Source organism: Photobacterium kishitanii, assembly GCF_000613045.3.
Lineage (GTDB): Bacteria > Pseudomonadota > Gammaproteobacteria > Enterobacterales > Vibrionaceae > Photobacterium > Photobacterium kishitanii.
This window is the reverse complement of the sequence record NZ_LN794352.1, coordinates 1,491,037-1,506,817: the sequence shown is the minus strand read 5'-3', so window position 1 is coordinate 1,506,817 and position 15,781 is coordinate 1,491,037. Positions and strand designations below refer to the sequence as shown.

The following is a 15,781-nucleotide window of genomic DNA, read 5'->3' as shown; positions in this document are numbered from 1 at the left end:
ATAGATCGCTATCAGCATACAGCTGGTAGCGATTTTTTATCGCAATATATAGTTAGTTATGCAACATGATCTTTTAATAACAGCAATTTAAATACATCATCATTCGTCGTAACGTTTGTTTTATTTAAATGGTTATTACTCGAATGAAACGTCTATCTTTAATCACTGCCAATTTAGCCTTACTTTCTCCTTCCGCTTTTGCACAAACAGTAATCCCTCAATCTCAAGTTAATATGCCAGACATCATTACGACAATTATCATATTTCTAATTGCACTAGGCACTTACCATCTAACTAAAACTAAAATCCAACAAAAAAAACCGAACTTTCCAGTAGTAATACATCATGCCGCTGGTGCTATTATGGCGGCTATGATTTTCTATGTTATCTTCTTTTTTATCGGTTTTTGTTTCTAACATAACATTAATGCTGAACCCCACAAGCGGTGATCAAAAAAAAAGGCCACTCAAGAGTGACCTTTATCTATTAATAACTCGCTTTAACCAAATTGATGTTCAACCTGATCAGCTTTAACAAATTTATCATGCGTTGCTAATTGAGCTTGATAGCGTTGAATATTAGGATAATGATTAATCATACCGTTATTTTGCAGTATTTCAGCAATAAACGACATCATGATATCCGCCCCAGTGAGTCGTTCTTCAACTAAATAAGTTTTACCTTCAAGACACTGTTCAAAATAGCCAATCACTTTTTCAGCTTCAACGTCAGCGTAACCTTCTAAAAAGTTGGTTTTTGCCCCGTCTTTAGCGACAAACATCTTTAATAACAAAGGTAAAATTGCTGAACTTTCAGCAAAGTGTAGCCATTGTAAATATTCAATATAAGCGGACGTTCCAAGCTTTGGTGCTAGATTAGCACCATACGTTTGGATCAAATATTCAGTAATAGCCCCTGATTCAGCAATCACTAACCCATTATCTTCAATAACGGGTGATTTTCCTAACGGATGAATAGCTTTCAACTCTGGCGGCGCTAAAAAAGTAACACTGTCACGAAGATAAGGTTTTACCTCATATTCCAACCCAAGCTCTTCTAATAACCAAATAATACGTTTTGAGCGTGATTTATTTAAATGATGCAGGGTAATCATAATATACTCACCTTTATTATTGAGCTTGATTGGTTTGAATAACTAGCTTGCCAAAATTCTTACCTTCTAATAGACCTATAAATGCTTGAGGTGCATTTTCTAGCCCTTGAACTAAATCTTCACGATAATGAATTTTACCTTCGGCTAACCACTGGCTCATATCTGCTGCAAATTCATCATAACGATCAGCATAATCATCAAAGATAATGAAACCTTGCATCTTAATCCGCTTCACAAGTAACGTTCCCATTAGCATCGACATTCGATCGGGCCCTTGCGGTAATTCAGTCGCATTATATTGAGAAATCAAACCACATAATGGAATACGAGCACCAGTATTTAATAATGGTAACACTGCATCAAACACTTTGCCGCCCACATTTTCATAGTAAACATCAATACCTTGATCACAAGATTGTGCTAGTTTTTCAGCAAAATCATCCGCTTTATGATCAATGCAATCATCAAAACCTAACACTTCTTTGGCATAGCGGCATTTTTCTTCACCACCAGCAACACCAACAACACGGCAACCTTTAATTTTACCAATTTGACCAACCATTGAGCCAACCGCACCTGTTGCTGCCGCGACGACAATCGTATCACCTTGCTGAGGCTTACCAATATCAAGTAGACCCATATAAGCGGTAAAACCAGGCATCCCCATCACACCCAAAGCATAAGATGGATGTGTTGGATGCATGCCTAATTTAATTAAACCTTCACCATTTGAAATAGCATAATCCTGCCAGCCTGAATAAGATAAAACCCACTCTCCTTGCTGATAATCGGCATGATTTGACTGCTCAACTTGGCATACCGTACCGCCAACCATCACCTCACCTAAAGCAACTGGATCTGCATACGATTTAGCATCGCTCATACGACCTCGCATGTACGGATCTAATGATAAATACACACTACGTAGTAAAATCTCCCCTTCACTTATCGTCGGTATGGTTGCTTGTTCTAAGCGAAAATTATCTGCCACAGGAGCACCAACAGGACGAGAAGCTAATACGATTTTACGGTTTACGTTTTCCATTGAGCTTTCCTTTTCATTCTTTTACAAATAATAGACCAGTCGTCTAGTGTTGTTTTATAAAAAATCCCGTTGCTATTATAACGGGACAATTATAAAATATACGACTTAAAAAGCTGGTCGTAGCTGAGCTTTAGTTGTAGCTAACGCTTGCTGTAATACATTTAAATCTTGGCTAAGCTTATAAAATAAACTGGCACCAAGCCATAATTGATACAATGTTTGTGCGGTTGATTGACTGTCTTTCACAGTAATCGAACCATCTTTAATACCATCCTCAATGCAAAGTACAATTAAATTAACAATGCTATAAGCACCGTTTCTTAATGCTTCTCGCATTGGTTCTGAAAGATCTGACACTTCAGCACTAAGCTTAACAACCACACATTTATTGGCGTTACAGGTACCATCATCAATTTCTAACCAACGTGAAAAATAGTCAGTTAAACGTTCAAAACCACTACCTGTACCTTGTATTAAAATCGTTGCCACATGCTCAAGGTAGTATTCAAAATAATCTTCAATTAACGCCTCACCAAATTGCTCTTTCGATTTAAAATAATGATAAAAAGAACCTTTTGGCACAGCTGCTGTTTTTAATAATTCTGACAAGCCAACATTAGTGAATCCTTTAGCAACCACAAGTTGGTAACCAATATTAAGAATATGTTGGCGTGTATCGTTTGTTTTTGTGTTCATGCGCTAACTATAAACCCGACTAGACCAGTCGTCTAGTGCTTATTTTAAATATATTGTCCGCAAGAGATCAATGATCACTCATTCACCTTCTGAAAAGAACGAATATAACGAGCAAGCTCACTTAACTCAGCATCATCAGCTCGATTGCAATCATGTGATGATAAATACCCCTCATAATGCTCAAAATACTTCGTTGATTTTGATTCGATTAATTTAAAACTCGCATCATTCCCAGTCCCATGCATAGGAAATAATTTACTATGTAAGTGATCAACACCGTAGCCTTCAAAGAACATACCGGTTCGACCGACATCATCAAAAGCACGATCCAATACATTCGCCACTTTTTTGGTCGCCAAAATCAATTGTGTTAATACTTCATCTGATTGCTCAAACGCATAACTACCACAATGATGTTTAGGGATCACAACGGTAAACCCCTTGGTATTAGGGAAAATCGAAAGAAAAGCCATATGGTTCTCATCCTCCCATACTTTATGACAAGGTATTTCTCCTGCAACCATTCCACAAAAAATACAACTCATATATACCGCCTATAATTAAATAAAATATTACTATTCAAAAAGTTATAAATACATTGAATCCATCATGCAACTACTTTATCTATGACGACTTTATATCATGATAATAAACCCAAACTATCCCCATGGATTTACGAGGATATTAATAGACATACGGCGCCGAACACGTATGATCTACACCATTAGCAAAACACCTGTATTACACTGTCAATTGGAATATCGTTTTGATTAGAGAAAATGTCTTTACCCCTTTTGCAACTTGGAGCAAGCCGTTAGTTTCTGAAGTTGCAGAAGCAATCAACTTATTAAAAGATAATGGTTATGATGCTAAGCAACTTACTTTAGCAACTGGACTACAAGAAAAAAACATCTGTAACTGGACTGCTAAATATAAGAAAGAGCCATTAGATGTTTCTTCAATCCCTTACCCTTGCTGGTGTTTTATTGCCGCACTTATTGGTCGACCTAACATCGCAACCAATGGCCGAGTGATTGAAGTTGATGAGATCAAACGTGTATTACGTTTATTTAAGCCTTCTGCATTTGGTAGCCAAAATACGTTTGTATGTCCAACTAGCGATCAATTCGCAAAATTAATCGATAGTGGCTTATTTGCAGAAATGACCACAGACAATATTGCAGCACTATTTAACTGGAAACCAGAAAACGTCAATGAAAGTTTACGTGCAGGTAAATTACCTTACTTAAACTGGTGTTTAATCATGATGATGTTTGGTATTAACATTCAAAAAATGGCGTTAAAAGACTTAGATTCTGAAATTACACTTAATCAGTAATTGTCCCATTATTGCCTAAAAATAACGCCTTGTGATCGGTACTTTACCCACAAGGCGTTACTGCATCTAAAGGCTCATAATATTCATATAATCAGAGCTTGAATAGTCAGGCTCAGTGATTTTAGTTAAATCCGTCATAATTTGATAACGCATTTTCTTCGCTAACTTTAACATTTGATTTAATTGCATTGTCGAGTAATCAACCGACACTTTTATAGCGGCAGTTGGATCCTGATGATATAGACGTATTAATTGCTGATCTGTATTAGCAAATGTCTGATAAATATTATGTTGTGCCCGTTGCCAATTATTATTAATAAATGGTAAATATTTTATAGGGTGTGTTGTAGCCAGAGTCGTTAAACTTCTAAATTGCCAATAAGCAGAATCATCAGAATAGGTATCTGTCCCCGTTTTATATGCAATAGGAAAATCATGTAGTCCGCTATATAAGGGAATTAATATAGACTCTGCCAATATACCGTAGCTCTGCCAAATCACACCTTGAAAAGGAACGGGCATCGTCGGCCTTAACTGAATAATATGTGATTCAATTTGACGATCAACACGAATAGGACGATCACCTGAATGTGCTAGCACTGTATTTTCGTAGGTTGCACTCAATACTTGTGCAACTTTATTAACACTAATTTTGTCATCCGGCTTCATAAACAATGGATATTGCTTCTGTCTCACTTGTTGTCCAACTGAATGCGATAGTATTTGTTGTCCGAGCCATTCACGATCAACATTAAAGGTATCGCCAATCACACCAAACGCTTTTGCAAAATTAAAATCATCTCGCTGCGGGTTAGACAATAACTTGTGCTGCTGAACAAATTCAAACAACCCTTTGGAATGCAATACCTCTTTGGAATCCAAATTAATACCATGGATCCTCAAGCCATTAGCTAACATCGCATAACTATCATCAGGTACTTTAACTGCAATCCAATGATGACCTGAGCCTATTTCCATTAACCATGCTTGATTAATATCAGCAATATATAAACTATTGCCCTCGCCTGCTCCATATTTTTCAATATAGCTGCCAAGTAATTCAATACCTTGTTGCGCTGTTTTAGCTTGGGGAAGGACAAGAGTAGGTATATTTGCTTCAATCACTCCATGCTTTACTAATGGATCCGATTGCTGAGCCCGCTCATTTATATCAACACTGGTAGTTGCAGAAACAGCAACATTAAATTGATTAATGCCACGCTCTTCAAAATATTTACTCTTAGGTGCTATTTGTTTTGCGTTCCAATCAGGCATTGCTGAATAGGCATACAACACATCAGGCATGGGGACTACAAGTCCATTACCTAGCGGCCACAGTTTAGTGGTATTGATCTCTTTGGGACGATAGACTTGATACTTATTCCAATTATTAACTTCATAATCTTCATTTCTAGCAATAATAATACTGCCATCTATCGTGGCTTTTTTACCAACAATTAATCCAGTACAAGCCTCAGCGCTAATACTCAACATCGATATAATTGAGATCATGACTAAACTGAGCACAATAATATTCATTAATCCTCTCTTAACCTCTACCTCGCCAACAAAGATACAAGTTTAAACAAATCTTTATTTATTGCCTTAAAGATTAACATTCTATACATTTATGCATTATAGGCATGCATATCGCTTGAATTTGCTCAGAAGATCACGAGATAAGATATTTTCTTTGTTATTTCTATGATCATAAATCGCGTAATAACTTGATTGATCGTAATACCTGATTAAAATGGTCGATTATTATCGTCTTCTGGAATCTCACCACTCATGCCAACCTCTACTCAACATTTGGCGTTAAAACCTACAACTTTATTGACCCTCTACAGTATTATTTTCCTTGGCTCTGCTGGTTTTTTTATTACTATCCCCGCCTATGTGAGTTTATTTTTAACTGATCATTCATTGGCTATCGCACAAAATATGCCAATCGAACAACGTCGTACCCTGTTTGGCACCGTAATGTCAGCCGCCCCTTTTATTTCGATGTTCTTCACACCATTAATTGCCCGCTTTGCCGACCGTTTTAGCCGCAAAGCGACAATGGTATTATGTTTAATTATTGCTGCAATTGGTTTTGCAATGCCTATTTATGCCATTGTTATCGGTTCGATTGCATTATTATTTGCAGGTAATATGATCAATAGCCTTGGCTCTGCCAGCCAACCTATTGCACAGGCAATTCTGGCAGATAATAGCCGCGGGAAGACCAAAGCGACATTAATGAGTATGGTCGCAGTAGTCATGACAGCAGCAATGTCATTTGGCCCAGCATTAGGCAGTAAATTATCAGCAACCTATGGCACTCAAGCTCCGTTTTACGCCTGTTTACTCATTGCTATATTTTGTTTGATATTGTTAAATCTCGTTCGTTTACCAGCGCAAATGTCATTACACAATGAGAATCCACTGTCATTTATTGCGCCATTAAAACGTAGTCAATCCGGCTTAGTGGCTTGTTTAGCGATTGTGTTTATTTGCCAATTCAGCTGGAGCTTATATTTCCAAAATATTGCATTTATTTTTCCGCAGAAATGGGGAATCAGTGTTGAAAGTAGCTTTTATCAATATTTTATGATGGCAATTGGTGTAGTAATGATCAGTTCATTATTAGTACTTCCACGGATTATTTTAGCGCGGATTCATGTTCAATCAGCATTACGAATCACGACACTATTTGCTGCTATTGGCATGATTTTATTGGCAATCACACCAACACCAAATACACATATTGCAGCAATGATTTTTACTGCAGTTATGGTTGCTATCTCATTTCCTTTTTACATTACAGCATTATCAGATAGAGCCAGTGAAGCGGATCAAGGTTGGGTAATGGCACTGTCTAGTGCAATGGTAGGTTTGGCGTGGACACTAAGCGGCTATTTAACAAGCCTATTTGTTAACATAGATTTAATACTACCGACATCTATTGCTGCTATAGGTTACTTAATTGCGATGGTACTCGTACCACGAAAAGCAGCGACAGTTACTGCTGCTGCTTATTAATATCTTTAATAAGGAAATTGCTGATGACACCATTAGCTCGCACACTTGCTGCACATCGTTTTCACCCGGTTATTCCACCAGCGCTCCAATTTGGCACTGGATTAATCGTCGATCTTTCACCAAGCAGTGATATTTGGAAAAATGTCACCAATGATCATAGCTTTGCAGATGAAATAGTCCGCCAAGCCACTGCTATTAGTGCTGAAATAGTGATTGGTCGTTACGCAGAACAACGTCTCATTTATCAAGATAAAGCAAATTTTAGTGACAGTAAAAATCGCACTGTTCATATGGGCATAGATCTAGGCGTCTCTGCCCTTACTCCTGTTTTTGCACCACTTGATGGCATAGTACATAGCATTGCTAATCATCAGGGTGACGGTGATTATGGCCCTACTATTATTTTACGCCATCAACTTGAAGGAATAACTTTTTTCACTCTATATGGCCACTTACACCAAGCAGCACATGCCACGTTAAACGTAGGCGATATTATTACCGCCGGAGAACGGTTCACTGCAGTAGGCACAACAGCAGAGAATGGTGGTTGGGCTCCTCACCTGCACTTACAAATCATTGAGGATATGGGTACAAATAAAGATGATTATATTGGTGTGGTCGATCCTGCTGAGCTGACGTTCTACCGCGATAATTGCCCAAACCCAAATTTGATTTTAAAACGCAGCGATCTTAATTAAATAACGATAAAAAGCGCCCTCTTTACTTTCCTGTAAGTCTAAATAATCAATCAGGGCGCTTATCAGTTTAAGCTTTCGCTAACAACCACTTTTCATTAAAACCAATGAGTTATCATTCCACCACCGTTGTACTGAGATATTCAGTAATGCCATCGTCACAAGTACACATGCCATCATCCATTCAATACTCACTAAATGACTCACAATAAAAGTTAACGTAAAGATCCCAACCATTTGTAATGAACCAAACAGCGCACCCGTTTGTCCTTTATGCTTAGGGAATAAATACAGCGCACTGACTGCCACGACTGAGGTTGTTAAGCCTGCGCCAAAACAATAGATACCCATGCCGATAATGATCGTCGCCATGCTGTGAAATACCACATTCGATAATATCGTCAGCGCACCAAGCAACATAATACAGCTTGCTGCTTTAATGATTCGGCCTTCTGTCTGGGTATATTTTAGAAACCGAATATAAAAAATACGTGCGCATAAACTACAACCAATTAATAACAATGAAGACAGGCCAAAATATTGCACGGGTAAATGGTATTGCTCTTTAGCAATAAACGCGCCCATCAAATAGAACACCAGCGCACCACCATTCGCCATCACCATCATGGCTAAATAGCGTAGAAACTGCGTGTTCGTTGCAATCATGGCATAATCACGAGCAACAACCGTTGGTTTTGTCGCGTGAATATTCTTTTCTAAATGCGTTTCTTTTAAGCCAAAGACAATAACCACAAATAACAATATGGCCAAACCCAACATAAACCAGAAGCTACTATGCCAACCAAAATGGCTTTCTAAATAGCCACCAATCGCAGGTGTCGACGCGGGTAAACACATAAATAAAATACTAAACCACGACATCACATCCACTAACTGCTCTTTCGTCAATGAGTCTTGCATTATGGTTCGGCATAATAAAAACAATGCCCCTACGCCGATACCTTGTATCGTACGCCCAATAATCAAACCGGATAGTTGATCTGCGTGTAAACAAAAGGCTGAGCCGATAATGAATATCACCGCACCTAAGATCGCGATAGGACGACGACCAAAGCGTTCTGCGACAGATCCACACATTAATTGGCTTAAACCTAACGCTATAAAAAACGCACTCACCGTTTGTTGTACTGCTGTCGATGACACATTCAGCGCCTCAGACATCACTGGTAAGCTAGGTGCATACATATCAGAGGCAAAGAAATAGCTACACGCCATTAATAAACTGATAGAAAGTAAACGTAGTAAAGACATGACAACAATCTCCTTAATTGATGCCTTTAGCTTAAAGAAATGCGCTTACTGTTGTTGTTGAACTGACGCCAATAGGTTGTGATTTTTCGCCAATTTCTGGCTAGCTTTATCTTGTTTGAAGCGATTAAGGGCATGAGAAAAAGCGGATAAGCTGTTATAACCTAAATCTAATGCAATATCTGTATGTGCGACACCTGCTCGACTCAACTGCCATGCTTTTTCCATCACCAACTGTTGCCTTATTTCACGAAATGGCTGCTCAAAAGTGCTAATAAATAAACGATTAAGAGTTCTAGAAGAGGCACCACAATGTTCAGCGAAGCGCTCTAACGAAAGTTTAATATCAGGCTCGATAGTCAGCGCTTCAATAATAGGTAATAAGCGTTTATCGATGTCGTTCGTACTTTGATAAACATCATTTTGGTAGTTTTGCTTCTTAAGTTGATCAATAAACACCGCTAAATAATGATGTTGAACATCGCTATTGCTGTCATCATTTTGATCTCTGCCACTATCTTGCGCCTCCATTTCCGCCATCACCTGCACCATTAAACGATTAGTCGATATAATCCCCATCTCGTCATGGAAATATGGAATAACATCAGGGGATGCGTGAATAACACTTAAACAGGAATCTTTTAGCACTTTCAAATGATGGCGATGATTAAGTGGTACCCAAATGAGCTGCCCACCGACAGCCAGGATGCTTTTATCTTGTGTTCTAGCAATACCGCAGCCTTGATGGATATAGAAAAGTTGTACAAAATCGTCATGAGAATGCGGCGCTTTTTCTTCTGTCGGTGCATAACGTTTAATCGAGTGAAATAACCGCATTCATTCCCTTTAGCGTAAAATAATAAGTTCAACCTATATATGGCTTAACAGACTTCATGCTGTCTAACCAACTATAGACAGTTTCCAACGTTTCGTAAGACGGTAAACGGTTATTTCTAGCTTGAATTTGGTCCACCGTATAAATCTCACTCGCACGCCCATTTGCAAGATAGTGTCGCTTTAAGCCAATAGTTACTCTTTCTGGCATATGCATTTTATAAACGAGGTATTCACCTTTGATGATCCTGTTATGGTAAATAGCGACATAGTGATTCTGTTCTACACCCTCAAGTTCAAGCTGCTGATAGTTCCGAATCGGTACAATATTACTGTTGCCAGCAAAAGGAATATCGTAAGCCTTGTCACAACTTGGATCAGGTACAAATTTTACTGTTCGCTGCGCAATTACCCACCGATCGTGCAATTGTTTCAATTCATCATATGAGGTAATAGCATGAATACGCCGAACAGAATCAACATCAAGAACGCGATACCCTAACTGAAAGACGTCTGATAATATTTGGTTAATTTTTAGCCGCTCTCGTTGTGTGGCTTTAACTAAATAAAAACCTAACTTTGTTCCCGTAAGCGTTGGCCATTGTAAATAAACTTGCAAAGTTAAAGTTGTGATCGTTTTATAATGACGAAACAATTTAAACGTCATTGTTTCTGGATCTAATAAACGATGAATAACGATCACAACAGAACGCGTAGAAAAATCACTTTGAATACGATCAATAAATCGTAATGCTGAGCGACACGATGCTAATCCTAAGTATGCCAATATATTACGCTGGCCTAGTTCACATAAAGACAAAACGTGTTCATGATCTAAGGGATAACGCTCACACACTAAATAAAGCAATATTGGACGTTGAGACAATAACTGGCGTGCTTTATCACTCATAGCAGCAATCTTTAGCATATAAACACCAAGATCAGCATACACCCGCGCTTTATTCACTAACTCCGCAGGAATACTTTCAATCCACGCCTTACCACCATCAAGCGATTCAATATGTTCAATATAAAACGAACAACTCCCTTCCAATAATTCACGGTGACCATCAGAATAGGCTCTATACATCGCAAGACCATCACGCCAATCATAAAATTCGAGCACAAAAGGAAAAAAAGTTAATGTTTCATCAAATGATAATATCAATGGCGTCGAGACATGATCATTTTCATATTTAGTACAACAAACAGGCATAGACATCCATATTTATCTGTTGGTCTTAGCAACCATTATATCAATAGTCATAATGGCAATATTATTCACGGTAATTAATAAGACTATCATGACTGATAAAGATGAAGATTCAACTTAAAAACTACTAAGGTGAGAGTCTTACACAATATTTTCATTACATAATATGTCAGACTGTTTCGATGTTTGTTTAACGTTAAGTTGTCGCAAAAAATCAGTCAATTTAGGCTGAATTTTAACTTACTCTCTTTAAATAAAAACATAGAATGCAGGATTTATTATTTGAATTCAATCATAAAATTAAGTGGTGTAAATCCTGTTTTTTGACGGAAAAAACTAATAAATGCACTATCATTAGCAAAATTAAGTCGATATGAAATATCTGAAATACGTTGACCTTGTGAAAGTAATTCCACTGCTGCTAATAGTCGCCATTGTTGGCGCCAACTCTGATATGGCATCCCTGTTTCTTTATTAAAAATACGGGTAATCGTCTTCTCGCTCGCACCAACAAGTGCGCTAAGTTCTGCAAGTCTAGGCGCTAAAAAGTCCGGACTATTAATATCAACTAACCATTTCTGTAATCGTTGATCGTGCGGTAATGGTAGGTTTAAATGACTCTCAGTAGCAAGATTAAGTTCTTCAATCAATAAGTTAACTGAATTTAGTTGTTCTTGTATCGGCTTATCAAATGGCCACATTGACATTCTTTCAAGCAGTACAGCCAATAGCGGATTGATATCAATAATCCTCATCTCACGACTAAGTTGCGACTGCAATGATTGATCAAAATACAATGAACGATAATGGGTCACATTGTTCATTTGGGCATTATGTAACACACCCGCAGGGATCCATGCGGCTCTCATCGGTGGCAATACACACTTTATCCCTTCTAAGGTAATTATCATACAACCATGATGAGAAAATAGCAGCTGATCCTTATTATGCCGATGTTCACCAGAGTCATGTCCACCAAGATCGACGGCAAGGCCAATGACTAGGCTATCATAATCGTCAGCACAAAATTGTTGTTCCATCGTAATATAAGCCATCTTAACTCCCTTTATTAGTTTGTCCTTAAAGTAATATATATCGTCCCAATATTAATATTACACCATCTGTTAACACTATATAATTTTCCATATTGAAATTACAGTCAGACCAGCAGCTTTTACTATTGCGATAGTTAATATTTTAAATATTAATAAATAAGCAATGAATATAAATGCAGTGATTACTGGTTAAAAAGGATATTGGAAATGAATATAAAAAAAATATCAACACCATTAGCCATTGCTCTTTTGATGTTCCCACAATTAATTGAAACCATGTATAGCCCTGCACTTACATCTATTAAAAATCATTTTGCAGTTAGCGCTGAGAATGCAGCCCAAGGTTTATCCATATTCTTTATGGCATTTGCTTTTGGTGTCGTTTTTTGGGGTAGATTATGCGATATAATTGGTCGCCGCTATTCAACTTTAGCCGGTTTGGCTCTTTTTATTATTGCAGCAATATTTACTTATTTAGCCCCTAACTTTGATCTATTCCTCTTTGGGTTTGGCAGTTGTGCCTTTGGTGCTGCTGTTGGCTCGGTATGTACACAAACAATTTTAAGAGATAGTTTTGAAGGCGCTGAATTATCACGGCTGTTTTCAATTGCTGCAACATCTGTCGGTATTAGTCCTGTAATTGGCATGATTATTGGCAGTTGGCTAACATCTCATGGTGATTATACTTGGGTCTTTGCCGCTATGATTGTACTCATTGCACTACTATTTATTTGGTCAAGTATTCAGTTACCTGAAACAAAACCAGAAAATATTAAACGTGATAGTTTACTCTCTGTTGCCAATAAAATGATCCGCGATAGCCATATTTGGTATATCACATTAATGATCGGATTCGCTAACGTTGCCCTCTTCTCTTACTACAGTATTGCGCCATTTATGTTTGAACAACTAGGCGCAAGTGTGAAATTCTTTGGGTATACCGGTTTTGTTTTAGCAATAGGCTCAGTATTAGGCTCACTGATTAATATGAAGCTAATTCGTTATAAACTAAATGGCGATTCTATTGTATTTATAGCAATGGTTTTAATGGTCATCTCAGGTATCGGCGTTTATTTATTACAACACACTATTTGGTTCTTTATTCCAATGGCTCTAGTTTCTGTTGCTTTCGGTCTTGCTTTACCGAACCTATTTAGTACTGCTTTAACAAATTACCGCAACCATCTTGGCAGTGCTGGCGCTTTATTAGGGTTATCTTATTATCTCATTATTGGTTTCGGTTTAGATCTTGCGGCATCAATCGGTAACTTGGCGATAACATTATTAACCTGCGGCTGTTGTTGTTTATTATTAGTTTGCATCAAACAATTTCTCACTAAGTTGACCCAACTACGTAACGCGAAAATATTAACGGACTAAAAATTTCGTTTTTACTATAAAAACGCCGCATGAGTTATTAACCCATGCGGCGTTGTATATACTAATTATTACCACTAATTAGCAACTGTCGGTAATTCAGGTAGATGCCCACCAGCATTCATCGGGTAAATAATATACTCACCATGAAACTTAACTTTCGACTTATAGTCAGTAATTTTATAAAGCAAAATGCCATGTTGATAAGCAATATCAATAAATTGCTGCGTATTACCACGGACATAAAGAGATAATGGTTTTACTAACTCACCATTTTCATTCATTGATTCGGCATACTGAGCCGAACAAACCACTAACGATGCTTTACCATCTGTATGGTGGCTAACCTTACGGTTCACTTCATATTCATTGGTTACTAACCAGTCTTGCTGTTCTAGCGCAGTATAAAACGTTGCCATAACAGCAGGAGTAATAACGGTTGATTGTCCTTGCTCATTTGTTACATTCGCGTAAGTTTCAGCTAAACGCGAAAAATGCAGTTTTAGTTGTGCATTTTTACCCATAGTCCGTGATTGCTGTTGCCATTCTTGTAGTGTTTTCACGACACAACGATCAAAGCTATGTTGTTTAAGTACTTTTGTTACCCAAGCGCTTAAAAAGATACTTTCACTGACAGGGTTTTTCTGTGCTTTACCTGTTGCTTGCGCTTCTTGTAAAGCAGTTAACCCGCTACTAACTACATTGTAAATTTCATTAAAAAAAATGGTCATGATTTATTTCAAACAATCCAAAAATATCAAACCACGACACAACCTCTAAGCTGTGCGTGCAAGGAACCAATAAAAACCAGCTGATAATATAGCACATGATGCCATCGTCAATGCCATTGGCCATACATTACTATCTGGCATTAATGCAACAAGTCCGCCCACTATAGAGCCAATACCAAAACGGAATGTCCCACCTAAAGAAGAAGCAGTACCTGCCATCTGAGGATAACTCGATAATAAACACGCCATGGTATTACTACCAATAGTAGAAAGTGTGCCAATAAATAACGCGACGGGAATAACCACACCCCACAAGCCTAAATCTAACCATTGCCCAATAAGTAACAGTACGCCGGCAATTAATTGTACTATCAAGCCTAAACGTAGCATCCAATGCGTACCTTTTCGCTTAACAAAACGACCATTTATACTAGTAAAAAGGATCATGCAAAGAATGTTCAAGCAAAAGTAGTAGCCGAAGGTCTCAACACTGATACCATAAATATCAATATATACAAAGGAACCAACAGTTAGGAAAGTAAACATACCAGCAAAAGAAAATCCACTGCAGCACACTAACCCGAAGGCAACGGGATTTGATAATAACCGCTTGTAATTTTTAATAATTGACGTTAAATGAAAAGGGATTCGTTTTTCTTTCGGCAATGTTTCTTTAATTTTAAATAAAATCGAAATTAAAACAATTACAGAAAAAATAGCTAACGCCCAAAATACTGCACGCCAACCAAACCAAACAGAAAGATGACCACCAAGTACCGGCGCAATTAACGGTGCAATAGTCATCACTAAGGTAACAAATGACATTGTCCGAGAGAACTCCTCACGTTCAAACATATCACGTACCAATGCACCAATGATAACCGCTGCTGCCGCACCAGCAAAACCTTGTGCCACTCGAATAATGGTTAACTCTGTTATATTGGTACTCAGTGCACCAAAAACAGTTAACACCATGAAACAGACAGTGCCTGCTATCAACATCGGACGGCGACCATAACTATCCGCTAATGGACCGTGAATTAACTGACCAAAGGAAAACCCAGCAGTATAAGCAGTTAATGTGACTTGAACCGCACTTGGAGATACTAAAAAGTCTTTTGCAATACTAGGCATTGCTGGTAGATACATGTCAATGGCAAAGGGGGTTAAAGCAGCAATGGCACCGAGAATGAGAATGAGCTGTAAACTCAATTTAGATGAGGCTTGTTGAGTCATAAATATTCTTTTTATAAAAATAACAACGATAGGCAGGATATAATTGCTATTAAAGAGACAATAGGATCATTGTACGCTAAAAAACTGGAATCATTGTTTCCTGATAGGAAATAAAAAATTTCTAAGTTTTCTTAAAATAAAGGAATGATA

General features: G+C 37.8%; 16 protein-coding genes. 5 read left to right on the top strand and 11 right to left on the bottom strand.

Going from position 1 to position 15,781, the window contains the following annotated elements:
* Positions 1–143: 143 nt before the first annotated feature.
* Positions 144–416, top strand: coding sequence for a hypothetical protein (locus PPBDW_RS07165; RefSeq protein ID WP_036794377.1), 273 nt, complete (start codon positions 144–146; stop codon positions 414–416).
* 83 nt (positions 417–499) lie between these two features.
* Here the strand turns inward: PPBDW_RS07165 and PPBDW_RS07160 are convergent, their stop codons facing one another.
* The 4 genes from PPBDW_RS07160 to PPBDW_RS07145 form a co-directional block, all read right to left on the bottom strand.
* Entirely contained in the window at positions 500–1,114 is a 615-nt protein-coding gene (locus PPBDW_RS07160; protein ID WP_036794375.1) for a glutathione S-transferase family protein, read from the bottom strand.
* A gap of 16 nt (positions 1,115–1,130) precedes the next feature.
* Positions 1,131–2,159 carry an NADP-dependent oxidoreductase gene (locus PPBDW_RS07155; protein WP_036794373.1) on the bottom strand — a complete coding sequence of 343 codons (1,029 nt, stop codon included), beginning with the start codon at positions 2,157–2,159 and terminating at the stop codon, positions 1,131–1,133.
* A gap of 105 nt (positions 2,160–2,264) precedes the next feature.
* Positions 2,265–2,855: a TetR/AcrR family transcriptional regulator gene (locus PPBDW_RS07150; protein ID WP_036794370.1), complete on the bottom strand. Its 591-nt coding sequence runs from the start codon at positions 2,853–2,855 to the stop codon at positions 2,265–2,267.
* A 74-nt stretch (positions 2,856–2,929) separates the two neighbouring features.
* Positions 2,930–3,400, bottom strand: a complete 471-nt coding sequence (locus tag PPBDW_RS07145) for an HIT family protein (protein ID WP_036794369.1) — start codon at positions 3,398–3,400, stop codon at positions 2,930–2,932.
* Between the two features lie 221 nt (positions 3,401–3,621).
* Between PPBDW_RS07145 and PPBDW_RS07140 the strand changes: the two genes are divergently transcribed.
* Positions 3,622–4,194: a hypothetical protein gene (locus PPBDW_RS07140; protein ID WP_036794368.1), complete on the top strand. Its 573-nt coding sequence runs from the start codon at positions 3,622–3,624 to the stop codon at positions 4,192–4,194.
* A 66-nt stretch (positions 4,195–4,260) separates the two neighbouring features.
* Here the strand turns inward: PPBDW_RS07140 and PPBDW_RS07135 are convergent, their stop codons facing one another.
* The gene (locus tag PPBDW_RS07135) at positions 4,261–5,733 is read right to left on the bottom strand and encodes a C69 family dipeptidase (RefSeq protein ID WP_036794367.1); all 1,473 of its coding nucleotides are present in this window, start codon (positions 5,731–5,733) and stop codon (positions 4,261–4,263) included.
* A gap of 252 nt (positions 5,734–5,985) precedes the next feature.
* Between PPBDW_RS07135 and PPBDW_RS07130 the strand changes: the two genes are divergently transcribed.
* Both PPBDW_RS07130 and PPBDW_RS07125 read left to right on the top strand, forming a co-directional pair.
* Positions 5,986–7,221 carry an MFS transporter gene (locus PPBDW_RS07130; protein WP_036794366.1) on the top strand — a complete coding sequence of 412 codons (1,236 nt, stop codon included), beginning with the start codon at positions 5,986–5,988 and terminating at the stop codon, positions 7,219–7,221.
* Between the two features lie 23 nt (positions 7,222–7,244).
* Positions 7,245–7,919, top strand: a complete 675-nt coding sequence (locus PPBDW_RS07125; protein ID WP_036794365.1) for a peptidoglycan DD-metalloendopeptidase family protein — start codon at positions 7,245–7,247, stop codon at positions 7,917–7,919.
* Positions 7,920–7,997: 78 nt separating this feature from the next.
* Here PPBDW_RS07125 and PPBDW_RS07120 read toward each other — a convergent pair whose 3' ends face one another.
* The 4 genes from PPBDW_RS07120 to PPBDW_RS07105 all read right to left on the bottom strand — a co-directional run bounded on the left by PPBDW_RS07120 (position 7,998) and on the right by PPBDW_RS07105 (position 12,287).
* Positions 7,998–9,188, bottom strand: a complete 1,191-nt coding sequence (locus PPBDW_RS07120) for an MFS transporter (protein ID WP_036794364.1) — start codon at positions 9,186–9,188, stop codon at positions 7,998–8,000.
* 45 nt (positions 9,189–9,233) lie between these two features.
* A complete protein-coding gene (locus tag PPBDW_RS07115; protein ID WP_036794362.1) occupies positions 9,234–10,022 on the bottom strand; it encodes a helix-turn-helix domain-containing protein in 789 nt (262 codons plus the stop codon).
* Positions 10,023–10,050: 28 nt separating this feature from the next.
* Entirely contained in the window at positions 10,051–11,241 is a 1,191-nt protein-coding gene (locus PPBDW_RS07110; protein WP_230850430.1) for a PcfJ domain-containing protein, read from the bottom strand.
* Between the two features lie 269 nt (positions 11,242–11,510).
* Positions 11,511–12,287, bottom strand: a complete 777-nt coding sequence (locus PPBDW_RS07105; protein WP_036794359.1) for an AraC family transcriptional regulator — start codon at positions 12,285–12,287, stop codon at positions 11,511–11,513.
* Positions 12,288–12,494: 207 nt separating this feature from the next.
* On the opposite strand from PPBDW_RS07105, the gene PPBDW_RS07100 reads away from it, so the two are divergent.
* Positions 12,495–13,667, top strand: coding sequence for an MFS transporter (locus tag PPBDW_RS07100; protein WP_036794357.1), 1,173 nt, complete (start codon positions 12,495–12,497; stop codon positions 13,665–13,667).
* A 74-nt stretch (positions 13,668–13,741) separates the two neighbouring features.
* Here the strand turns inward: PPBDW_RS07100 and PPBDW_RS07095 are convergent, their stop codons facing one another.
* Both PPBDW_RS07095 and PPBDW_RS07090 read right to left on the bottom strand, forming a co-directional pair.
* Positions 13,742–14,395, bottom strand: a complete 654-nt coding sequence (locus PPBDW_RS07095) for a DUF2913 family protein (protein ID WP_036794355.1) — start codon at positions 14,393–14,395, stop codon at positions 13,742–13,744.
* A gap of 45 nt (positions 14,396–14,440) precedes the next feature.
* Positions 14,441–15,631: a Bcr/CflA family multidrug efflux MFS transporter gene (locus tag PPBDW_RS07090; protein ID WP_036794353.1), complete on the bottom strand. Its 1,191-nt coding sequence runs from the start codon at positions 15,629–15,631 to the stop codon at positions 14,441–14,443.
* Positions 15,632–15,781: the final 150 nt, after the last annotated feature.